The organism is Chitinophaga filiformis, assembly GCF_900102545.1.
GTDB classification, from domain to species: Bacteria; Bacteroidota; Bacteroidia; order Chitinophagales; family Chitinophagaceae; genus Chitinophaga; species Chitinophaga filiformis.
Genome location: NZ_FNBN01000001.1, coordinates 1,402,644 through 1,423,627, shown reverse-complemented (window position 1 = coordinate 1,423,627; position 20,984 = coordinate 1,402,644). Strand labels below are relative to the sequence as shown.

The following is a 20,984-nucleotide window of genomic DNA, read 5'->3' as shown; positions in this document are numbered from 1 at the left end:
GTAGTTTCGTAAATTTGTAGTATGCTCTTAACCTTACATCCAGACAATCCGAATCCCCGTCATTTAAAAACGATTGTAGAGTGTTTGAAAGACGGTGGTGTGATCATCTATCCTACCGATACTGTATATGGTATGGGCTGTGATATCTGTCAGCATAAGGCTGTGGAAAGGATCTGCCAGATCAAACATATTAACCCGGCCAAAGCACAGTTCTCTTTTATCTGTTATGACCTGAGCCATTTGTCAGACTATGCAAAGAGTGTGGATACGCCTACCTTCCGTATGCTGAAAAAAGCCTTACCCGGCCCTTACACCTTCATCCTGCCAGCCAGCCGGGCGGTGCCGCGTATGTTAAAGGCCAAAAAGGATACTGTCGGTATCCGTGTTCCCGATAATAATATATGCAGGGCTATCGTAAAAGAGTTGGGCAATCCTGTAATGAGCACGTCCCTTCCGGTGGATCAATACGTAGAGGAATATACGGATCCGGAGATCATTCATGAGAAGTTTGGGAAGATCGTGGACATTGTTGTGGATGGTGGTCTGGGAGGTTTGACCTTTTCTACTGTTGTAGATTGCACTGGTGATGAGCCGGAACTGATAAGGGAAGGTGCGGGTAGCTGGGAGGCATTGGTATAAATGAATATCTTATGAAGAAAATATTGTCCATATTGGGATTGATCACATTTACTTGCCTGTCGCATCTATCTGCGCAGAACAAGATAGCAGTAGCGCCGCTTTATCCTTTGACGAAGTCAAGTAAGTTGTGGCTTGCTACTCCTAAAGAGGTGGTGGCGCCGGTGTATTTATCCTCATTTCAGGTTACGGAAAACAGGGGGATGTCTGCTGCAAAATCTCCTCTTGCACCAAATGATTACTATCAGCAACATTTTGGTTTTTTCTGTAAAAAGGAGTGGAATTGGGAGAAGCAGACGCAGTTGCCGGTGAAGGTGAGACTGGGGACTTATCAGGAGGCGCAGCGTCTCGAAGGCAAGTGATGCTTGCTGCTTGTTTTGTTTGTAAATCCTTTGCTGTATTGCGTTTTTTCTATTATGTATGACTGTGTCAATTAAATTAATTGCTTCGGTCAATTAAATTTTTGAGCAGGAAACCTCTTCTTTTTTAAATGTAAATACTCCAGTTTTTATTGTTTATAGAGGATGCTTTTAGCGGGCTGCGTTGGGTATCAAAGCAGGGGAAAGTTACTGTGTGAAATATTGATACTTGACTTTGGCAAGGATGTTTTTGGAGATAAAAAAGGGACATACGACGGGGGTTTTCAGGTGGGACCACTGGCTGAGTTCTTTGAAGCTTCGGAAGATTAGGCATTGGAAAGTCGTATTGAGCTTTTGGTTATTTATTAAACCCCTGGTGGGTCGTATCAGCGGCTTCAAACAACTTAGGCCAGTAGTCTCCACCTGAACCCCGTCTGGATTCAAGTGGTCCACGTATAGAAAGCCGGGTGCTGTTACGGCCTTAGCCTAATCCTGATGTATATCACTATTGGATTGTAATTTCTGCCGGTTTGTAAGCGCTCTTACTTTCAAAGCTTACCCATTGATGGCGTCAATTAGATGGATATACCAACTGGATCGAAGAGTCACCCATGTCCTCGTCCGCCTCCTACTATCGGTAAGTGCAGCTCTTCCCAGAAGCTGATTGATTTAGTCAATGGCTTGCATACTACTTGATAAGTGAACGGCTATTCTTTTTGTGAACGCCAATTTTATACTCTCCATGATAAGAGGCTCCCCTACCATGAAGTGTGCGGTCCAAACCGGCGCAGTATCCCCAACTTACAAAAGGAGGCACCTTTAGAGACTCTTAAAACGCAAGTAAAATAAAAACGGCTGCCTCAAAACGAGACAGCCGCTACTATAAAAAGAAAGATGAATTAAGACTGTTTGATCCCTAACTTCTTCGCAATATCTGCTGGAATTGCTTTTTTGTTCAGCATAATGCTGGTAGTCTTGTAAGCAAAGAACGGTTCGGAAGCGTAGAAGTATCCGCTACCAGGATTAGCAGTTCCCCAGGAGTTCTTCACACGGAAGAAAACTTTCCCGTTTGCGTCTTTCGCCATACCTACAATGTGCATTCCATGATCATCCTGCGTCTCGTAATTATCAAAAGCCTGCTGACGGATCTCCGGAGTGATAGTCAACTCTTTTACAGGCTCAGTGAATGCTTTTGACAGCTGATCAGGAGTAAGGTTTGCAACATCAGGAACGATTGCCAGACCCTGTGCGAAGTTGAAACCTTTTTCGCTTACATCAGAAGCCCAGGCAACAGTGTAACCGTTCTGGATAGCGTTTTCTGTGATGGTGGTCAGGTCGTTCAGGGGAACATTGTACATTTTATCCCAATTCCAGTTGTCCGGAACTTCCAGCACAAACTGCTGATAGTAAGGATGATGTGTGAAAGAGGTGATCATTACATAATCATCCGCATCGAGGCCCAGCTCCTTTGCGAAAGTTTTAGGGGTGTAGCTCTTACCGTTGTACTCGAACTTTTCAGGAGCGTCGCCAATGTAGGCGTTCAATACACCGTCAACGGCTTTACTCCAGTTAGGGTTGATGACAGATTCGGTAGCACCGATCTTCTTCACCATACCATCGAGGATGGATGTCATTTCGGCATGATTGTAAGTTTTTACACGATTACCGTCGTATACACTTTGCGGTACGAGACCATATTCACGGAGGCAGAGCAAATCGTCGGGAAATCCACCGCCCTCACCGAAATTGGCCTTACCATGCATGCGTACATAGTTAGATGCTTTCAGGGGATACATTTTTCTTACTACATACATCTCGCTGAGGTTAATATTCTTGCCCTTCCCTATACGAAGCGCTTCGGCCTGGAAAAAGGAAAGTCCTGAGAAGGACCAGCAAGTACCGGTATTGCCTTGGTTTTCTACATCACCAGCATCGAGGTTCTTAATAACAGTGAACTTGTAGTTACTGCCTTCTTTATTGGTTGTTTGTGCGATAGCCGCTGTGGAGCAAAAAGCGGCAAGGCAAAGTGCCCATGTCTTCATTGTAACTAGGTTTGGATATATTTGAAAAATAAATGGCCGAATCTAAGCTAAAACAGTCATTCTTAATGGGTAAAGATTGATGAATGGGAGTTGCAATAGATTGCAGGATGGCGTTAACACAATCTTCCGGGTGCACAGTAATCAGGGTGTGAGGGTGCGGGATTGTTATTTTAACGCTATGGCCAAATATTCCTCCCGGGATATCTCCCACTTCCACAGTTGTTCAGGGGCCTCTCCTACGAAGTGCATACCTGATTTCTGAAGCACTTTCACGGCTGCATTATATTCCTCTTCGGTATGGGCGATTACTTTGTTCACATAGGAATGGTTAAACGCAAAACGGACCAAGGCCTGGGTCAGCTCCGTGCCATAACCATGCTCGCGGTAAGGCGAAGAGATTTCATATCCAATTTCTACGGTACCGTTCCGGTCGGGACGCCCTTTAAATCCACCGGCGCCCATAAGGCATTTGTCTTCCTGGTGTATCACCAGGTAAAAGAACCAGCCTAACATGCTGGGGTCATTACGGAGTTTGTCGTATGCTACAAGTATCACTTCCGGAAACTCTGTCCAGGATTCGGGGATATGGATGTTCAGCAGTTCACCCAATACCTCTTCTCCCTGTAACAGTGCTTCAAAATACTGCAGGGTACATGGTAATAATTGAAGGCGAGGTGTCAGGATCATGGGCGAAAGCTAGTAAACGATTTTTGAAAACACAATAGGGCGGGCAAGGGAAAAATTACTAATTATCAGCAGGAAATATAGTAGCTGCAATGGTGTTACGGGGGTGATTCAATATAGCATCCCGGGAGGATATTGTACGTGTAATGTAATTGATCAAAAAACCAGGAACTGGCACGCAATGATAGCGCTTTAGTCCCTGGTTATTAATTATTTAAGATCTAACCTGATTAGCGTTAATGCGCCTCCAGCCAGTTGGCGCCGGTACCGATTTCAACGTCAACGGGAACCGTCAGTGGCAATGCATTACGCATTCCCTCCTCTATCAGAGGTTTGATCAGTTCTATCTCGTCTTTGTGTACATCGAAGACCAACTCATCATGTACCTGGAGGATCATGCGGGAACGGAGGTTCTCCTGTTTCAGCTTTTTATGGATGGAGATCATGGCAAGTTTGATCATGTCGGCAGCAGTACCCTGTATCGGCATGTTGATGGCATTTCGTTCCGCGTAACCTCTCACCACTGCATTGGAGGAGTTGATATCCTTCAGCCAGCGCTTGCGGCCCAGCATTGTTTCCACATAACCATTCAGTTGTGCGGATTTTATCTGGTTGTCCATGTACTGTTTGATAGACGGATACTGTGTAAAGTAGTTGTCAATCAGTGTTTTCGCCTCGCTCCTGGCAATGCCCAGATTTTCAGACAGACCGAAGGCACTCACACCGTAGATGATACCGAAGTTCACACTCTTGGCATTGCGGCGCATGTCTGGCGTTACATCTGTCAGCTCCACGCCGTACACTTTTGCTGCGGTAGCGGCGTGAATGTCCAGTCCTCCACGGAAAGCCTCGATCATATGCACATCTTCGCTGATAGCCGCAATAATACGCAGCTCGATCTGTGAATAGTCGGCAGACAGTAATACATATTCCTCATTCCGGGCCACAAAAGCCTTACGTACTTCACGTCCTCTGTCTGTACGGATAGGAATGTTCTGCAGGTTAGGATTGTTGGAACTGAGACGCCCGGTCACTGCTACTGCCTGGTTGTAAGAAGTATGCACACGGTTTGTACGCTTGTTCAGCATCAGGGGAAGCGCATCCACGTAAGTGGATTTCAGCTTGCTCAGTTCACGAAATACCAGGATGTCTTCCACGATCTGGTGTTTATTGGAAAGCTTCGCCAGCACATCTTCGCCGGTAGCATATTGTCCCGTTCGTGTCTTTTTCGCTTTAGGGTCGAGCATCAGTTTTTCAAACAGCACCTCTCCCAGTTGTTTGGGGGAAGCCAGGTTGAAGCGGACGCCCGCCTGTGTATATACGCTTTCTTCTGCGCGTTTGATCTCTTTTTCGAGTTCGCGGGAGTAGTCAGAAAGTGCCTGTATATCAAGGGAGATACCCTCGTATTCCATATCGGTCAGCACCTTCACCAGCGGGTTTTCTACTTCATAGAATACCTTTTCTACTGCTTTCAGCGGCAGTAATGGTGCAAACTTCTCTTTCAGCTGGAGGGTAATGTCGGCATCTTCTGCAGCATAGTCCTTGATCTTTTCGATCTCCACATCCCGCATGTTGCCCTGACCTTTTCCTTTCTTACCGATCAGGGTCTCGATAGACACTGGTTCGTATTGCAGATATTGGGCGCTGAGCAGGTCCATACCACGGCGGCCTTCCGGCTCTATGAGATAGTGGGCCAGCATCGTATCGAAAACTGGTCCTTTGATTTCCACACCATACCATTTCAGCACGATCATATCATACTTGATGTTCTGACCGATGAAGAGAATATGGGTGGTATCGAACAGTGGACGGAAACTATCTACTATTTCCTGTGCCTGCGTTCTGTCTGCCGGCACGGGGATATACCAGCCCTCTCCTGCTTTGAAGGAGAAGCTCATGCCCACCAGTTCAACAGCATTAGCATCAGTACCGGTTGTTTCGGTATCGAAAGAGATTTCCTGCTGTTGTAATAAGGTGGCCAGCAGTTCCTTCCTTTTCTCAGGTGTATCAGCCAGCTGATAATTATGGGGAGTGTTGTTGATATTCTTTTCAGCGATCAGGACACTTACCGGTGCTTCCTGTGGCTCCTCAGTCGGAGGAGGTACAGCGCCCTGGATCTCGTTGCCAAACAGGTCCAGCTGGGCTTTGGGCGGAGAGGCAGGTTCTGTGGCAGCAGTTGTGGCAAACCCATCTCCGAGTATACGTTTGCCGAGCGTTTTAAATTCCAGCTCCGTGAAGATCTCCGCCAGCTGCTCCTTATTGGGAGCTTTGATGCAGAAGTTTTCTTCATGGAAGCTAACTGGTACATCGGTGATAATAGTGGCCAGTTGTTTGGAAAGGATAGCGCTTTCCGCACCGGCTTTGATCTTTTCCGCCATCTTACCGCCAATCTTATCGGCGTTCTCAATCACACCTTCCACAGAGCCATACTGGGAAAGCAGTTTCATGGCGGTCTTCTCTCCTACGCCAGGGATACCGGGGATGTTATCCACCGCGTCTCCCATGAGTCCGAGGATATCTATTACCTGGTGTACATCGGTGATCTGCCATTTTTCACAAACTTCTTTTGGCCCCATGATCTCCTCCTTGTTACCCATATAAGGAGGTTTGTAGATGAACACGTTTTCTCTTACCAGCTGTCCGTAGTCTTTATCGGGCGTCACCATGTAGACGCTGAATCCGGCATCGGCCGCCTGCCAGGCGAGGGTACCGATTACGTCGTCAGCCTCGTAGCCATCCAGTTCCACGACAGGGATATTGAAGCCGGTGATAATGCGTTTTATATCGTCCAGGGAATCCAGGATGTCTTCAGGAGCATCCATACGGTTAGCCTTATAGTCGACAAAAGTGGAGTGCCTTTCAGTGGGGGCGTGTGTATCAAAAGCAACTGCGATATGAGTAGGCTTTTCTTTATTGATAAGGTCCAGCAAGGTTGAGGTAAATCCAAACTGTGCGTTGGTATTCCTGCCCGTGCTGGTGAGGCGTGGATTTCTGATCAATGCATAGTACGCGCGATAGATCAGCGCCATTGCATCCAGTAAAAACAATTTCTTTTGCATCCGCCAAAAGTAATTATCAATGATGAATTACGTATAAACAAATGCAGATTATCTCTCCTGGATAAGATCGGTTTCCGGAAATGAGCGCCTGATATTTTGGAAGTTCCTTTTGCCGGCAGATATTTGCGTCGAAAGTGGAATGACATGAAGAAAATATATCATTTATCTACCTGCAGTACCTGCAAACGCATCCTGGAAGAAATCAGCGCTAAAGAGAACGGATTTGTACTGCAGGACATTAAGACAGAAAAGATCACGCCGGCACAACTCGACGAGATGCATAAGCTGGCGGGAAGCTATGAGGCGCTTTTCAGTCGCCGGTCACAGAAGTACCGTCCAATGGGGTTACACGAAAAGGAACTCACAGAAAAAGATTACCGCGACCTGATTCTTGAGGAGTATACCTTTTTGAAAAGGCCGGTAGCTATCATTGGAAAGCAGATCTTCGTCGGTAGTGATAAGAAGACGGTGGAAGGATTGCAGGCGGCTGCGGGTAAGTAATTACCCCAGACTCTCCACAAACTTCTTCACCACACCCTTATACTGCTCCATATCCTGCTCATGCTCAAATGATTTGAACTCGAACTTCTCCGCAGCCTCCAGTGCTTCCTTCAGGTTAAAAGCATGCTGAGGTATGTTATAGAAATATCCCTTCTTCATGAGGAACCTGCCCAGGTATTCCTGTTCTGACTGCCCGGGTGTAGGGATCAGGATCGCTTTTTTATTCAACTTCACCAGATCCATCAGGGTGGTATAACCGGAACGGCTTAGCACCATTTTGGATGCCAGCATGGCCTCGTTGAGGTCTTTGGCGTTCATGTGGTTCACCTGCTGTACCCGGGGAGTGATCTGTTGCATTTCCGGGGTGCCGGGTTTACCGCTCACGATCAGCGCACGGAGAGGCAGGGTTTTGATCTGTTCCAGCACTATTTTCTCCAGGTTAGAACGCTGAGGCTCGGGGCCGGATATAAGTACCAGCAAATCATACTGTTGAGGTATGTTTGGCCGGTCTTCAAAACGGCTAAGGCATCCCAGGTAAGTCGTATTGGGAGGCAATACGGAAGGGTGTGCCAGTATTCCCGAGAGGTTGTTGGCATCTGCATAATCAGGGATCCAGCAGGCGCTGTACCGGCGTATATAGCGGTAGTTCAGCCACTGCAGGGCCTTTTCGATAATGCCACCGAAAGGCGTTTTGATCAATAGCTGATGAGAGATGAAAACAGTTGGGATGGTACTATGGTAAAGGCCGAAGCGGTTGTCTGAGATAACGGCGTCAATCTGGTGCTCTTTCACCATTTTTTGCAGCCATTCCTGCTCATACTTAATAGCTTTCAGGATCTGAGGGATCTGCTGTATGATCTTCCAGCCAAACAACCAGCCCTTCTGTGTATACTGAATACGGTAGCCGGGCAGCGGCAGTAAGGTGAGTTCCGGAAATTCCTGCTGTAAAAGTGAAGCGTGTTTGCCCTCTGCTGCAATAACTACCTTGCAACCGGCGTTTAATAATTCATGGATAAGCGGGATGTCGCGGGTGGCGTGTCCTAATCCCCAGTCTAACGGGACTATCAGAATCGTTTTGCGCGTAGAAATTGTGGACAAATATTTGAAATTTTTACGAAATTAGCTTAATTTAGAAATGCGCACTGTTAAGAAAAGGTAAACTCTCGTACAGACGGGCATCAAACAAAAGCGAACAGAACTTAAGAGTATGATAACAAGAAAATGGCTGACTATTCTATTAGTGTGCAGTAGCCTAAGCATTATGAGTCAGGGTTGTAAGATTTTGAAGAAGAACGATTGCGGGTGCCCTACCATGAATAAAAAACGGATGCACTAATTAAAGTACCGGTTTTTTAGCCGTTGAGTTCCCGAAAGAAAGAAGGATAAACATTACCTGTAAACATCCAATTGTTAAATACACGCCAAGCCGCTTACTCCTATATGAAAACGCCTTAAAGAATTTAAGGGAACAGTCAAATTATTCAAATGAAACAGGTTGAGAGGGATTTATTGATCTTACTGCATGAAGATCGGTACAGCGAACAACAGATCCAGTATGCAGTAAAGCAGATTAGCGATATGCTTACAATGGTAGAGACCATGGAGTACCTATGTAATGTTATGGAAGTTGCTGATTGCAACAAAAACCGTGTTACCAGCAAGAGATCTGTATTGCAAAGGGCATTTTCCAGAAAGGAGCATAAAGCATTCGAATTTATCGTTCACAAGAACTAAAGGCACAGCTTCGCAGTTTATTCATGACCATCCATTGATCATGCGGCCTCCTGATGCATAAAAGAAATATTAATCCATAATTCATCCCTTCCCAAAACAACATATTTCGTAATTGATTCGTAGGTTTGCCGGCAAACAAAACAGTTGTGATGGCAGACTTTACACTCCTGCATGATTACCTCCTCCCCGTTTCCAAAGCAAGTATGAACGATGATCAGGAATATGATGAATTCCAGATCGGAGGTATCGTAGATCTGTATGAAGAAGGATATACACCTAATCTCGATATCGCAGATATTATCCTGCTTGGAGTGAATGAAGACCGTGGTTATGGCCCCGGTAAAAAAGGCCCTGATGCCGCCGATATCGTAAGAAGAGAATTTTACAGTTTATTTTACTGGCATAAAGATGTAAAGATCGCCGACATGGGTAACCTGCGTAAAGGTGTTTCCCTGGCAGACACTTACGCTGCATTGAGAACCGTACTCGCTGAACTGATCAATTCCAACAAGACCATCATCATCCTGGGTGGATCGCATGATCTGACCTATGCACAATATAGAGCCTACGCCACGCAGAAATATGTGATTGAAGTAACGGTTGCGGATGCCCTGATAGACCTGAAGGAAGAATCCCCTATTCCGGCAGATAGCTTCCTGATGGATATGTTGACAGAACAGCCCAACTACATCCGTCATTATAACCACCTGGCATTCCAGAGCTATTTTGTACATCCCCGCATGCTGGAAACGCTGGATAAACTGCGCTTCGATTGCTACCGTCTGGGTAAAGTGAGAGAGAACCTGGAAGAGATCGAGCCGGTACTGAGGAACACAGATATGCTGAGCCTTGATATCAATATCATCAAACATAATGATGCTCCTGCTAACACCCTTTCCCCTAACGGACTGGGAGGTGATGAAGCCTGTGCTCTGTCCCGCTACGCCGGTATGAGTGGAAGGCTCAGTACGTATGGCATTTATGGATATCGCCCTGAAAAAGATAAAGATTTCCTTACCGCCAGACAGATTGCACAAATGTTGTGGTATTTTGTGGATGGCTGTTCTGTAAAGAACAAGGAAGCATTGTTGAATGAACGGGATGCCTTTTACGAGTTCAATATTGTTTGTGGGGATATCGATACCGTATTTCTTAAGAGTAAAAAAACAGGTCGCTGGTGGATGCAGTTGCCTGGTAAAGGAAAAGACTTCGTGCCCTGTACCTACAATGATTATGTAACTGCAAGCAATAACGAGATTCCTGAAAGGTGGCTGAGACACCAGGAGAGAATGTAAGCTTATATACCAGTATATGTCACAGACAAGGAAGACGCGCGCCCGTATCGGCTTTATCCAGAACATACAGGATATAGTGCTGATAATCGTAGGTGTTTTATTGGCAGCTGTAGGGCTGAAAGGGTTTTTACTGCCAAACGGTTTCCTGGATGGCGGCGTTACAGGTATATCCCTCCTCATCAACCGGCTCACAGGATGGTCTATTTCTGTGCTGCTGATCGTGATCAATATTCCATTTATCCTGCTGGCATACAAGCAATTGTCTTTCAACTTTACAGTGAAGGCGTTATGCGCTATCCTCGGACTGGCGGCCGCTCTGGTATTCATTGAAGTACCCACTATTACCAGTGATAAATTATTGATCGCTGTCTTCGGAGGATTGTTTCTCGGAGGTGGTATCGGACTTTCTGTAAGAGGTGGCGCAGTACTGGACGGCACGGAAGTGCTGGCGCTTTACATCAACCGGAAAACAGTACTGTCTATGGGCGAAGTAATCATGTATTTCAACATTGTGATCTTCAGTGTTGCCGCAGTGCTGATCAATGTGGAAACGGCGCTGTATGCCATGCTCACTTATCTCTCGGCTTCTAAAACAGTCGATTTTGTGATACAGGGTTTTGAAGAATATATTGCCCTGACGATTATCTCCAACGAAAGTGAACTGATAAGAAAAGCGCTGACCCTTTCTCTGAAGAAAGGCGTAACTGTTTTCAAGGGACAAAGCGGCTTTGGCAAACGGGGTGCGGTAGACAGGGATATTGACATCATTTACACAGTGGTCACTCGTCTGGAAGTACACAAGATCATCGATGAAATCGAAAAAATAGATGATAAGGCATTCATCGTGCAACATAACATCAACGACACCAAGGGCGGAATGATCAAACGCCGGGTCACACATCACTAATCCTTCTACATCAGAGATATACGTCGGCAACACACTAAAAGTATGTTGCCTTGTATACCATTCCTTTTACAGTTGTCAGGAATGTTTGCTTGCCAATAGTTCTATTACCCGTGTTTTCAGGAATGTAGCTTTGTTGTCTGTCACAATCATATCGTCATCGAGGCCAGCCAGTGTTTGTGCCCGTTTCTTTTCAACACGGAGGTCAATATCCTTAAAATATGTTTGTCTCTTTTCTTCCCACTGAGCCTGGGATATCTGGAGCGTCGTACGGCGGTTGTTGTCCAGGTTATCGTATAACTGGCGGTATACGGTGTTCAGTAAACTGTCCATTTGGGTATAATACTGAAGGGCGCAGTTATATTGGCTCTTACCTGCTGCCAGGCAAAGCTGGTAACGCTTTTCAAGAGAATCAACGGCAGATTTACTGGTTTGTGCGAAAACATTCATGCATATGCACAATGGCAAGCATAGGATAAAACGTTTCATAGGATTGAACAATTAGGAGCGCAAATATAGTAAAATATTGATATGTGACTACAAGGTAAAAAAGAAAGGGTTCTGATTGCAGAACCCTTTCTTTTTTTATCTTTTTTCGTAGCCTTATCAGATTACAACCAGCTCATAGAAGTCTTCAGGAGTGAGATATTCCTGTGCCAGTTCCTGGAGTTCTTCGGCAGTAATAGTCTTAATGACGTTGATATTGTTATAGAAGTAATTCTCATCCAATCCGTTCAGGATGAGGTTTTTCCAGCGCTGAATCACTTCAAAGGCGCCATCGAGATCCCCCAGGATGGAGCCGATCATAAAGTTACGGACCAGGTGCAGTTCATCTTCAGGAACAGCCTCCTTTTGCAGTGTACGTAGTTCCTTATAGATCTCCTCAATAGTCGCTTCGCACACATCCCTGCCTGCTTCCGTCTGGATATTAAGCGCGCTGGCCTGGCGGAAATTATAAAGCTGGGAATGAATGCCGTAGGTATATCCTTTTTCTTCGCGGATGTTACTCATCAGGCGGGAACCGAAGTATCCACCCAGAATAGTGTTGAGCACCAGCATCTTCGGGAAGTCCGGGTGGTAGCGGTTCGGGAAAGGACGCGCTACACGTACTGCTCCCTGTACGCCATTTTCATCATTGAAGATGCGGAATTTCTTCTCCTCTGCCGCCAGTACCGGCATTTCCGGCCGGATAATGGAGGATTCTCCGTTCCATTTTTCCTTACCAAATGCCTGGTTCAGCAAGTCAATAAGATTAGCAGGCAGATGACCGGCTACAAAGATCTTACAGTTATTGTAAGTATAATGCTGTTTGTAGAAAGCCTGGAGTATAGGCGTCTGCAATGCATCATAGGCGTCCATGCTGCTCACCCTTCCATATGGATGGAACTCTCCAAAGAGGTACTTGTCAATATGACGATTGGCAACGAAGTCACATTTCTGTAGGTTCACTGCCAGGCGTTGTTTCATATTCTGCCGGAAGATGGCCAGTTCCTCTTCCGGGAAGGCTGGCTCCTGGATCACCTCCTGCAATACCGGTACCAATGCCTCAAAGTGTTTGGTAAGGCAATGCAGGGTATAAGTAGCATATTCGTGATGACTGTTACGGTTCAGATAAGCGCCGTAATAGTCGATACTTTCATTGATTTCAAGCGCCGAGTGTTTACTGCTGCCGTTCTTCATGAGAAAGTTGGTCGCAGATGCTACCAGGTTCTCCGTTTCATACCAGCTGCCGCCAGGGAACACCAATTCCAGTTGTAATGTATCCTGCTCATCAGACTTTATGATGTATACTGGGATGCCATTGTCCAGTGTAACCTTTTCATAAGGTTTCAATGTGATATCGAACTCAGTGGCATCTTTTATCTCAGGGGCAATTTTCCGGTTTATCATCAATCTTAAATCATATTTAAATTTACAAAGGAAGATCTGTCAATGCTTCAAGCGGACAGCGTTATCCAGCGTAATAGTAAATTGTATTGGAATTTTTCTCGTCGAAAAGATGTTGCGCTTCGCGATGCATATCAGCGGAAGTCACCGCTTCATAGTGGCTGAATTCTTCATTCATTAATGCCGCATCGCCGATCAGTTCATAGAATGCCAGGTTGTTCGCACGGTTAAGCAGTCCCATGTCTTCAAAGGCCAGCATACTCTCTACCCTGTTCTTCACCTTCTGCAATTCCCGCTCAGGAATAGCCGTCTGCTGTATTTTATCTATTTCCTCCTGGATAGCTTTTTCAGCGTCTTTCATTTTCACTCCCTTCACAAGCTTTCCTTCAATGGTCAGCAGGCCGGCATCCAATGTCCCGAAGTGATAACAATCAATATTGCTGAACAGTTTTTTCTCTTTTACCAGTACCTGGTTCAGACGGGAAGATGCGCCGCCTCCCAGGATGTCGGAGATCAGGTCTGTGGCATAATATTCTTTCGTTGTGCGTCCGGGCATATGATAGCATTTGTACAATGCATCCAGCGGCACATTCGATTTTACTTCCAGTTTGTGAGCGGCAGTTTGTGGCGGTTCTACTGGCAGGTTACGTTGTATACGCTGTCCCGCAGGAATATCGCCAAACCATTTTTCAGCCAGCATCTTTACCTGTGCAGTGGTGACGTGCCCTCCTACTACCAGGATGGCGTTAGCTGGACGATAATATTTGAAGAAGAAATCCTTCACATCTTCCAGGCGCGCATTTTCAATATGGGAAAGCTCCTTGCCGATGGTCATCCATTTGTAGGGATGAACGGCATAGGCCAGATCTCTCATCTTGTGCCATACATCGCCATATGGCTTATTGATGTAGTGTTCCTTAAACTCCTCGCAAACCACTTTACGTTGTACGTCCAGGCTCTTTTCACTGAAAGCGAGAGAGAGCATACGGTCACTTTCCAGCCAGAAAGCAGTTTCAATATTTTCGGCAGGTAATTGAATATAGTAGTTGGTGAGGTCGCTGGTGGTGAAGGCATTGTTTTCGCCCCCGGCCATCTGTAATGGCTCGTCATATTCAGGTATGTTGACAGAACCTCCAAACATCAGGTGTTCGAACAGGTGGGCAAAACCGGTCTTACTGGGGTCTTCATCGCGGGCGCCTACATCGTACATCACGTTTACCACTGCCATGGGAGTGGTATGGTCTTCATGCACGATAACGCGCAATCCGTTGGCTAAGGTGAATTTATTGTAATGAATCATATTTCCCTGTTTATGAGAGTTGCAAGTTAAATAAAAGAATGTGAGAATAGACTGGGTCTTATTTTTCCAGAAATAGCTCGCGTCCGCTATAATTGATAGTAATACTACGGAATTGTCTCCAGACCATAAACCCGATAGAACCAGCCATTTCATGAAGAGAGCCGGCATCATTCACGTCTTTGCAGTAACTGGCTGCCACAAGATCGAGATGTATCGGACCGAGATCAAGGCTGGGTAAACTGGTGTTAGTATAAGTTAATTCTTTGTAAAGATCTTTGACCGTATCGGTACTCAGTACTGGTAACCGGGTATTTAGGTGATGTTTTTCCACGAATGGATAGTTGAACAGAATACCGTATTCTCCTCCGGAAATAAAATGAAAGCGGCTGCTAATAGATTGACCATCAGGTAAATTGAAAGTTCCTTCTATCACCGGGGTCTTAAAATTCAGGCTCAGCGGCAGGCGCTGACCGGGCGTATTTGCAGGGGTTTTATTAGACCTGTAAAGCTGTAGCACCTGTTTTTCATAGTCTATCTTCACAATGAAAGATTTCAGCAGGTCCACACCGATAATGCCATCTATTTTTATACTCAGGTCCCGAAATTCATCCAGCGGCTCAATATACACCTTAACGAAGGGCAGCCTGGTCTTATCGAGGTATAATACATTGAGGGTGGCTGTTGGTACCCGCACCACGACAGCGTCGGTGCCACTCAGGCCTCCGTCATCCTTGGTCTGCAAGCCCAGTTGATCGGCCGTTTGTCTACTCAGCGTGGTTACTTCAGCCCCGGTATCGAAGATAAAATGAAGGCTGTCTGGTGGCAGACCTGCAGGTGTTGTGCCGGACAGTGTGGTGCTGATAACCATATACCTGTCATACAGGCGGTAAGGCATTGTGGCAACCGCTTTCTGGCTGGCGGCATCCTGGGCCTGAAGAAAAGCCGGCAGGCAAACCAGCAGGATAAAAAGATACTGTCTCACGATTAACATTGTCTCCTTATAAAGTCTTTCTGAACGGAGTATACCCCGTTTCTGATTTTAACGGACGATTGTGCAATGTATTATTTCAGACAGTTATAATATGCTTTTGATCTGGATTTTTTTTACCATCAGTTCCTTGTTGCGCATTATTAGCAAGGAAGGCCGGGTGCCCACATTTTTGAGGATCTCGCGGTACAGCTGAATATTGCCGGAGAAGGTATTATTGATGGCAATGATGACATCTCCTTTTTGCAGTCCCGCCTTTTCCGCCGGAGACCCTTTGATGATATCAGTAATCTCAATCCTGCCATCTATCAGGTAAATGATCAGGCCTGTATAGGAATAATCAAAGGGATCTTTGTAATGGGAGTTGGGGATCATGTAGATCTCCTTTTTACCATAATTCAATATGAGGTTGAACCTGCGTAACAGGTCATTGCCCACCATGCCGCCAAGAAATGGGTATGCCGTTACATTAGTAACGTCGTCAAAGAGATACACGGGCACATTCCTGAAAGCGTAATTTCCCAGCTTAAACTCCTGTATGGTCGTAATATCCATGGTCATTTTTCCTCCCAACCCCTGAGCTTCCGTTTGTATCACCTTGCGTTGCCTTTTCCGGGAAGAAAGGATGGCGCTGTCTTTTACAAACTGGTGGGAAAGCAGGAGGCACATACCCGCACCAGTATCAAAGTAGTAGCGGTTGAAATGTTGCGCTTTCCCGTTTTTCAGGGATGCTCCGACAATAGGGATCAGGGTCAGGGAAGGGCGCATCAGATGACCTCCTTTTGGATAGGTAAAAGGCCCTTTTTCATAAATGGAGATCATCTCTGTATCATAATCCACCTGTACGATGAACTTACTCAACAGACTAAAGCCGATAATACCATCTACCTGTAACCCATACACCTGGCTGATCAACTCATAGTCGTTGACATGGAAGTCAAGACTATCCACCTGTAAACCAGGTAATTGCAGGCTTCTGTCCATGGCAAAAGAGACGGTCTTGGACCCTCCCACCCCACGTACAACCCTGTCGGTTGGTGTCAGATGAATGTTCAGTTGGACACAGGTATTCGTGTCGAGGGAAATGCCGGCGCTGCCGGTATCCAGGATGAACTGCAGGGTATCGGGAATGCCCGCCAGGCAGGCGCGTATTACAACAACGCCTCCATAGTATTGTTTGAACGGGAAACGGGTGATCAGTTCCCCCGGTTTCCGGGGACTGGCAGTCGTAGGTAGCGTTTGCGCGGAGGCAACATGGAATGAACATGTAATGGCAATTATAACGAGCCAACAGTGCTTCAACAGCGTAGATTTTTGCATACAGTTATCATAACAGAATAACGATGCTATAAATTTAACATTATTCCTACCTTTGTCCATCATGGAACTGAAAGAACTATACAGGAAAGCATTAAACTTCGAGTGGCTTACACCGGAAGAAGGGATTTATCTATTTGAGAAGGCTCCGCTTGCAGAATTGATGGACATTGCGAACGAGCTGCGTAAGCAACAGGTACCACATGGGAAGGTGACATGGCAGATAGACCGTAATGTGAACACGACCAACGTGTGTACGGCTAACTGTAAGTTCTGTAACTTCTACAGGGTACCCGGTCATGCGGAAGCCTACATTACCACCATCGACGAATACAAAAAGAAAATAGAGGAAACAGTGAAGTTCGGCGGAGACCAGCTGCTGCTGCAGGGAGGTCACCATCCGGAACTGGGACTGCAATTCTATGTAGATACCTTTAAGCAGCTGAAGCAGTTATACCCTAACGTGAAGCTGCATGCACTCGGGCCCCCCGAAGTAGCACATATCACCAAACTGGAAAAAAGCACCCATATTGAGGTACTGACAGCCCTGAAAGAAGCAGGTATGGCAAGTCTGCCCGGTGCCGGCGCAGAAATATTGAATGACCGTGTGCGCAGGCTGATCTCCAAAGGTAAATGCGGGGCGCAGGAATGGCTGGATGTGATGAGGGCCGCCCACAAACTGAATATTCCATCCTCAGCTACCATGATGTTCGGCCATGTCGAAACATTGATGGAACGTTTCCAGCATTTTGCAGATATCCGCCAGGTACAGAGTGAAAAACCGGAAGGTCATTACGGCTTCACTGCATTCATTCCATGGACGTTCCAGGACGTAGATACGCTGTTATCCCGCATCCGTGGCGTACACAATATGACCACTTCAGAGGAGTATATCCGTATGATTGCGATGAGCCGCATCATGCTGCCAAACATCAAGAACATCCAGGCGTCCTGGCTGACAGTAGGTAAGCAGGTAGCGCAGATCTGTTTGCATGCAGGAGCAAACGACTTTGGCTCTATCATGATCGAGGAGAACGTGGTAAGTGCTGCAGGCGCTCCTCACCGCTTTACATACCGCTCCATGCAGGAGGCAATTAAGGAGGCTGGATTTGAACCACAGCTGCGCACCCAGCTATATGAGTTCCGCGAGATTCCTGCAGGAATACAGGAACAGGTTATCAACTACTAATCTGATATACCAACATAAAATAAAGGCCCGGAGATCGCATGATTTCCGGGCCTTATTCATTTGTCAGAAAATTCCAGCATCCGGAATATAGTATAAAGGGAATTCCAGTATCCGGAAAAAAAGTCCAGCATCTGGAATTTCTCTACTCATCTGAGAATCAAAGAAATGTTAATTTATTCCTGTCATGTAACTCTTCCCTCCTGCCGCCGTCTAACAGGTAGTTAAAAGGAGGAAATATGAAAAAGTTAGGATTATTTTTAATGGCCCTCGGGTTGTTATCAGTGACAGCTTGTACCAGCACTAAACTGACTTCGTCCTGGAAAACGCCGGAAGCCCGGTTACAGCAGGAAAATAAGATCATGGTGATAGCGTTGGTACCTGCGAAAGAACGTAATCTGCGTGTACAGATGGAAAATAACCTGGTTTCCGAACTGAAGAAAGAAGGCTATAACGCAACGTCTGCTTATGCAACCTACGGCCCGGATGATGCATTGGCCAAGGGAGATGAAAAGGCTGCATTAAAGAGATTCCGGAACAGTGATGTAGCACAGGTAATGACGATCGCGATGGTGGATAAATCCCGTGAGAGAAGTTATGTACCTAACTATGGTCCATATGGATATCCCTACTACGGTGGTTTCGGACCTTATTACAGAGGATGGTATGGCAGTATGTACAATCCGGGTTACTACCAGGTGAATACGAAATATCAGTGGGAAACCAATCTGTATGACCTGAAGGAAAAGAAACTGATCTATAATGCGGAGATCGCCTCGGTAGATCCTCCAACAGCGTACAGGCAGGCCTATCTGTTTGCGAAGCAGATCGTAAAGGATATGCAGAAGCAGCAGCTGATAGCAAAGAACTAAGATTTTGTTATTTTTGAGGTTTGGCAGTTCGCCAAACCTCATTTTTTTTATGCTGGAATTACCTGTTAATGAAATGATTACGCTCAGGCAATTACAGCCTGAGAATGCGCCGACCCTCTTTAGCCAGCTGGATACTTCCCGCAGGAGCCTGCGCCGGTTCCTACCCTGGGTAGATTACAATACCAATGAGGAACATACACTACGTTTTATTGAAATGATGCTGAGAAAAACGGAAGACCAGGAGGCCATTGCCTTTGGGATCTGGTACCAGCAGCAGTTGTGCGGTGTAATAGACCTGCATTGCTGGGATCATCAACTGGATAGTGCGGAGATCGGCTACTGGTTGGGGGAACAATTCCGCGGTAAAGGCATCGCGGTAAATGCCTGTAAAGCACTGATCACTTTTGCGTTTCAAACCTTGAAACTGAATAAATTAGAGGTACGTTTTGCCTTGCAAAATGTAGAAAGCGCCCAGATCCCCATCCGCCTGGGCTTTGCTAAAGAAGGTATCCTCCGCCACAGCGCCAAACTACATGGTCAGTATACAGACACAGTAGTGATGGGGATCCTGAGGCAGGATTGGAAATACTAAATATCGCAGATCTCCACGCCTTGTTTCAGGGAGGCCAGCTTGTCAGCACGTTTAGGCACAAATTCCTGCGCCACAAATCCCTTGAAACCTGTTTCGTGAATAGCCTTCATAATAGCTGGATAATACAGCTCCTGCGTCTCATCAATTTCATTCCTGCCTGGTACACCACCAGTGTGATAGTGAGCGAAATACTGATGATTATTACGGATAGTGGCGATTACGTCTCCTTCCATAATCTGCATATGATAAATATCGTAGAGAAGTTTAAAGCGCTCAGAGCCAATAGCCTTACACAGTTCCACCCCCCAGTTTGTATGATCACATTGGTAATCTGGATGGTTCACTTTACTGTTCAGCAGTTCCATCACGATGGTCACTTTTTTCTTTTCGGCGTAGCTCATAATACGCTTCAGGCCCTTGGCACAATTCTCAATACCAGCCTGGTCATCCAGTCCTTCCCTGTTGCCGGAGAAGCAGATCAGGTTTGTGAAGCCGGCTTTTGAGGTCTCATCTATCAGGTGTTCATAATAAGTAACGAGCTGATCGTGATGCGCTTCCCTGTTCCAGCCGCGGCCGATATTCCAGTCTTTATTGATAGAAGCCACCATGGCGCAGGTAAGGTCGTATTTTTTTGCCGTTGCGAAATCCTTTGGATCCAGGAGGTCGATTGACTGCAGGCCTATCCTGTTAGCTGCCTTGCAGAGATCCTCCAGGGGAATGTCGTTGTAGCACCAGGCGCAAACGGAGTGATTGATCTGACCCTTTAGTTTTTCATCCATCTTTCCCTCGTGGGCCATCACACGGGTGGAAAGGGAAGCCAGTGAAGTGGATGCAAATGCCATAGCAGCGGCTTTTTTGATCATATCGCGGCGGGAATTTTGGTTAAGCATGTTGGTAAGTGTTTACTGTTGACCGTGAAACTACGCAATTTAAAATTTGCGTACAGCTGTTACCTCAAATAGTTCGTAACTTTATATCGTGCTAAAACGTTATTACGTTAATACACCAAATACAACGAGGCAATTATGTTTGATTAAAGAATTACGGATATACAGACTAAGAAATCAGCATTTTTTAAGAGATTGTATTACAAAGAATTGCTCCCAAAGAACGCCACAGCATAGCATCGTAATTCCCTTGCCGCTCAACCATAATTGAAATTGGTAAGCTATTTGATTATACTTAGATAACATTTAAAGCGGAGGTCTGCATGGAAAGAAGATTTACCCCTGCATTATGGACTTGTGTTGTAATGGACCTGATTGGATGTGCAAGTTATACTGTGCCGGTTTTAGGAGAAGTAAGTGATGTGATCTGGGCCCCCATTTCTGCTTTCATATTCTACAGAATGTTTGGCAGTAGTCTGGGCGCTTTCGGAAGTGTTTTCAACTTCATGGAAGAATTATTTCCTGGTCTGGATTTTATCCCAACATTTACACTGAGCTGGGTAGTGAGACGAGTAACGCAGAGTATCAGGGAACGCAAAACGGCTCAGCAGATGCAAAGTAGCCGGGTTATAGTGCCATAAGCATCAGCGAAAAATACTAAGGTTGTAAGGTTTCAAAGCTGGAGGCATGAAGGAGGAAGTACGTCTCCACCTTTGTTATCCTTTCAACCTTTCAAGAATT

General features: G+C 46.0%; 20 protein-coding genes. 10 read left to right on the top strand and 10 right to left on the bottom strand.

From position 1 onward, the window contains the following. The first annotated feature begins 21 nt into the window (after positions 1-21). Both BLR32_RS05890 and BLR32_RS05885 read left to right on the top strand, forming a co-directional pair. Positions 22-639 carry an L-threonylcarbamoyladenylate synthase gene (locus BLR32_RS05890; RefSeq protein ID WP_089829470.1) on the top strand — a complete coding sequence of 206 codons (618 nt, stop codon included), beginning with the start codon at positions 22-24 and terminating at the stop codon, positions 637-639. An 11-nt stretch (positions 640-650) separates the two neighbouring features. Next, on the top strand, positions 651-998 hold the full coding sequence (locus BLR32_RS05885) for a hypothetical protein (protein WP_089829468.1): 348 nt from the start codon (positions 651-653) through the stop codon (positions 996-998). An 896-nt stretch (positions 999-1,894) separates the two neighbouring features. On the opposite strand, the gene BLR32_RS05880 is transcribed toward BLR32_RS05885, so the two are convergent. The 3 genes from BLR32_RS05880 to polA all read right to left on the bottom strand — a co-directional run bounded on the left by BLR32_RS05880 (position 1,895) and on the right by polA (position 6,780). Beyond that, positions 1,895-3,037 carry a C1 family peptidase gene (locus tag BLR32_RS05880; protein ID WP_089829466.1) on the bottom strand — a complete coding sequence of 381 codons (1,143 nt, stop codon included), beginning with the start codon at positions 3,035-3,037 and terminating at the stop codon, positions 1,895-1,897. A 165-nt stretch (positions 3,038-3,202) separates the two neighbouring features. Then, entirely contained in the window at positions 3,203-3,724 is a 522-nt protein-coding gene (locus tag BLR32_RS05875; RefSeq protein ID WP_089829464.1) for a GNAT family N-acetyltransferase, read from the bottom strand. Positions 3,725-3,957: 233 nt separating this feature from the next. Then, on the bottom strand, positions 3,958-6,780 hold the full coding sequence (gene polA, locus BLR32_RS05870; protein ID WP_089829462.1) for a DNA polymerase I: 2,823 nt from the start codon (positions 6,778-6,780) through the stop codon (positions 3,958-3,960). Positions 6,781-6,924: 144 nt separating this feature from the next. Here polA and BLR32_RS05865 point away from each other — a divergent pair, with 144 nt between their 5' ends. Next, complete coding sequence (locus BLR32_RS05865) at positions 6,925-7,281, top strand: arsenate reductase family protein (protein WP_089829460.1); 357 nt, start codon at positions 6,925-6,927, stop codon at positions 7,279-7,281. Here the strand turns inward: BLR32_RS05865 and BLR32_RS05860 are convergent, their stop codons facing one another. Next, complete coding sequence (locus tag BLR32_RS05860; RefSeq protein WP_089829458.1) at positions 7,282-8,379, bottom strand: glycosyltransferase; 1,098 nt, start codon at positions 8,377-8,379, stop codon at positions 7,282-7,284. It lies immediately after the preceding gene. Positions 8,380-8,766: 387 nt separating this feature from the next. Between BLR32_RS05860 and BLR32_RS05855 the strand changes: the two genes are divergently transcribed. From BLR32_RS05855 to BLR32_RS05845, 3 genes are all read left to right on the top strand, one after another. Continuing rightward, positions 8,767-9,015 carry a hypothetical protein gene (locus tag BLR32_RS05855; protein WP_089829456.1) on the top strand — a complete coding sequence of 83 codons (249 nt, stop codon included), beginning with the start codon at positions 8,767-8,769 and terminating at the stop codon, positions 9,013-9,015. Positions 9,016-9,164: 149 nt separating this feature from the next. Next, complete coding sequence (locus BLR32_RS05850; protein ID WP_089829454.1) at positions 9,165-10,310, top strand: formimidoylglutamase; 1,146 nt, start codon at positions 9,165-9,167, stop codon at positions 10,308-10,310. 16 nt (positions 10,311-10,326) lie between these two features. After that, entirely contained in the window at positions 10,327-11,217 is an 891-nt protein-coding gene (locus BLR32_RS05845) for a YitT family protein (RefSeq protein WP_089829451.1), read from the top strand. Between the two features lie 75 nt (positions 11,218-11,292). Here BLR32_RS05845 and BLR32_RS05840 read toward each other — a convergent pair whose 3' ends face one another. The 5 genes from BLR32_RS05840 to BLR32_RS05820 form a co-directional block, all read right to left on the bottom strand. Then, complete coding sequence (locus BLR32_RS05840) at positions 11,293-11,703, bottom strand: lysozyme inhibitor LprI family protein (RefSeq protein WP_089829449.1); 411 nt, start codon at positions 11,701-11,703, stop codon at positions 11,293-11,295. Positions 11,704-11,820: 117 nt separating this feature from the next. Then, positions 11,821-13,104, bottom strand: coding sequence for a M16 family metallopeptidase (locus BLR32_RS05835; RefSeq protein WP_089829447.1), 1,284 nt, complete (start codon positions 13,102-13,104; stop codon positions 11,821-11,823). Between the two features lie 61 nt (positions 13,105-13,165). Further along, a complete protein-coding gene (locus tag BLR32_RS05830) occupies positions 13,166-14,401 on the bottom strand; it encodes a M16 family metallopeptidase (protein ID WP_089829445.1) in 1,236 nt (411 codons plus the stop codon). A 58-nt stretch (positions 14,402-14,459) separates the two neighbouring features. After that, positions 14,460-15,392 carry a retropepsin-like aspartic protease gene (locus tag BLR32_RS05825; RefSeq protein ID WP_089829443.1) on the bottom strand — a complete coding sequence of 311 codons (933 nt, stop codon included), beginning with the start codon at positions 15,390-15,392 and terminating at the stop codon, positions 14,460-14,462. Positions 15,393-15,476: 84 nt separating this feature from the next. Further along, positions 15,477-16,691 carry an aspartyl protease family protein gene (locus tag BLR32_RS05820; protein WP_245705366.1) on the bottom strand — a complete coding sequence of 405 codons (1,215 nt, stop codon included), beginning with the start codon at positions 16,689-16,691 and terminating at the stop codon, positions 15,477-15,479. 79 nt (positions 16,692-16,770) lie between these two features. On the opposite strand from BLR32_RS05820, the gene mqnC reads away from it, so the two are divergent. The 3 genes from mqnC (at position 16,771) to BLR32_RS05805 (ending at position 19,356) form a co-directional block, all read left to right on the top strand. Continuing rightward, positions 16,771-17,895, top strand: a complete 1,125-nt coding sequence (gene mqnC / locus BLR32_RS05815; RefSeq protein WP_089829440.1) for a cyclic dehypoxanthinyl futalosine synthase — start codon at positions 16,771-16,773, stop codon at positions 17,893-17,895. Positions 17,896-18,131: 236 nt separating this feature from the next. After that, the gene (locus tag BLR32_RS05810; RefSeq protein ID WP_143011369.1) at positions 18,132-18,764 is read left to right on the top strand and encodes a hypothetical protein; all 633 of its coding nucleotides are present in this window, start codon (positions 18,132-18,134) and stop codon (positions 18,762-18,764) included. A gap of 49 nt (positions 18,765-18,813) precedes the next feature. Continuing rightward, positions 18,814-19,356, top strand: coding sequence for a GNAT family N-acetyltransferase (locus BLR32_RS05805; RefSeq protein ID WP_089829436.1), 543 nt, complete (start codon positions 18,814-18,816; stop codon positions 19,354-19,356). On the opposite strand, the gene BLR32_RS05800 is transcribed toward BLR32_RS05805, so the two are convergent. Continuing rightward, positions 19,353-20,246 carry a hydroxypyruvate isomerase family protein gene (locus BLR32_RS05800; RefSeq protein ID WP_089829434.1) on the bottom strand — a complete coding sequence of 298 codons (894 nt, stop codon included), beginning with the start codon at positions 20,244-20,246 and terminating at the stop codon, positions 19,353-19,355. The two genes, BLR32_RS05805 and BLR32_RS05800, sit on opposite strands and share 4 nt — an antisense overlap. 320 nt (positions 20,247-20,566) lie before the next feature. On the opposite strand from BLR32_RS05800, the gene BLR32_RS05795 reads away from it, so the two are divergent. After that, the gene (locus tag BLR32_RS05795; protein WP_089829432.1) at positions 20,567-20,884 is read left to right on the top strand and encodes a hypothetical protein; all 318 of its coding nucleotides are present in this window, start codon (positions 20,567-20,569) and stop codon (positions 20,882-20,884) included. The last annotated feature ends 100 nt before the right edge of the window (positions 20,885-20,984 follow it).

What these genes read in the sequence shown, in the direction of transcription:
- mqnC (WP_089829440.1), top strand. Translation starts at nt 16,771, where the DNA reads ATGGAACTGAAAGAACTATACAGGAAAGCATTAAACTTCGAGTGGCTT.
- BLR32_RS05885 (WP_089829468.1), top strand. Translation starts at nt 651, where the DNA reads ATGAAGAAAATATTGTCCATATTGGGATTGATCACATTTACTTGCCTG.
- BLR32_RS05825 (WP_089829443.1), bottom strand. Translation starts at nt 15,392, where the DNA reads ATGTTAATCGTGAGACAGTATCTTTTTATCCTGCTGGTTTGCCTGCCG.
- BLR32_RS05875 (WP_089829464.1), bottom strand. Translation starts at nt 3,724, where the DNA reads ATGATCCTGACACCTCGCCTTCAATTATTACCATGTACCCTGCAGTAT.
- polA (WP_089829462.1), bottom strand. Translation starts at nt 6,780, where the DNA reads ATGCAAAAGAAATTGTTTTTACTGGATGCAATGGCGCTGATCTATCGC.
- BLR32_RS05890 (WP_089829470.1), top strand. Translation starts at nt 22, where the DNA reads ATGCTCTTAACCTTACATCCAGACAATCCGAATCCCCGTCATTTAAAA.
- BLR32_RS05855 (WP_089829456.1), top strand. Translation starts at nt 8,767, where the DNA reads ATGAAACAGGTTGAGAGGGATTTATTGATCTTACTGCATGAAGATCGG.
- BLR32_RS05865 (WP_089829460.1), top strand. Translation starts at nt 6,925, where the DNA reads ATGAAGAAAATATATCATTTATCTACCTGCAGTACCTGCAAACGCATC.
- BLR32_RS05830 (WP_089829445.1), bottom strand. Translation starts at nt 14,401, where the DNA reads ATGATTCATTACAATAAATTCACCTTAGCCAACGGATTGCGCGTTATC.
- BLR32_RS05800 (WP_089829434.1), bottom strand. Translation starts at nt 20,246, where the DNA reads ATGCTTAACCAAAATTCCCGCCGCGATATGATCAAAAAAGCCGCTGCT.
- BLR32_RS05880 (WP_089829466.1), bottom strand. Translation starts at nt 3,037, where the DNA reads ATGAAGACATGGGCACTTTGCCTTGCCGCTTTTTGCTCCACAGCGGCT.
- BLR32_RS05845 (WP_089829451.1), top strand. Translation starts at nt 10,327, where the DNA reads ATGTCACAGACAAGGAAGACGCGCGCCCGTATCGGCTTTATCCAGAAC.
- BLR32_RS05840 (WP_089829449.1), bottom strand. Translation starts at nt 11,703, where the DNA reads ATGAAACGTTTTATCCTATGCTTGCCATTGTGCATATGCATGAATGTT.
- BLR32_RS05835 (WP_089829447.1), bottom strand. Translation starts at nt 13,104, where the DNA reads ATGATAAACCGGAAAATTGCCCCTGAGATAAAAGATGCCACTGAGTTC.
- BLR32_RS05810 (WP_143011369.1), top strand. Translation starts at nt 18,132, where the DNA reads ATGAAAAAGTTAGGATTATTTTTAATGGCCCTCGGGTTGTTATCAGTG.
- BLR32_RS05795 (WP_089829432.1), top strand. Translation starts at nt 20,567, where the DNA reads ATGGAAAGAAGATTTACCCCTGCATTATGGACTTGTGTTGTAATGGAC.
- BLR32_RS05850 (WP_089829454.1), top strand. Translation starts at nt 9,165, where the DNA reads ATGGCAGACTTTACACTCCTGCATGATTACCTCCTCCCCGTTTCCAAA.
- BLR32_RS05805 (WP_089829436.1), top strand. Translation starts at nt 18,814, where the DNA reads ATGCTGGAATTACCTGTTAATGAAATGATTACGCTCAGGCAATTACAG.